At 56.5% G+C, this 255-nt stretch carries 1 pseudogene; it reads right to left on the bottom strand.

The window, feature by feature from the left end:
• A pseudogene (locus tag MWC30_RS22310) lies at window positions 1-211 on the bottom strand (hypothetical protein); the annotation flags it as partial.
• Window positions 212-255: the final 44 nt, after the last annotated feature.

Raw genomic sequence — 255 nt, 5'->3', positions numbered from 1 at the left:
ACAACCCGTCCTCGCCGAAGCGAGGGATGGAACGAAGCGTATACCAGGCTCCATTGTGTGAGAAGCTGCTCCAATATCCAACCTCTGCAAGAAAGCGCCGGACGGATGGGACCGAGTAGCCCAGCTCACCGGCCAGAGGTTCGATCTTCCAGCAGGGCTCTTTGGTGAACAGAAAGGAGAGTCGCTCGATTGGTTTTGGGTCGTGCGGCATGACGGGCTCCTGATAAAGTATGGCATCCAACCGTGTATCGAGAG

This window comes from Desulforhabdus sp. TSK (assembly GCF_022836495.1).
Taxonomy (GTDB): Bacteria; Desulfobacterota; Syntrophobacteria; order Syntrophobacterales; family Syntrophobacteraceae; genus Desulforhabdus.
Note: the sequence above shows the minus strand (reverse complement) of the source record. Positions and strands in the feature narration are given on the sequence as shown.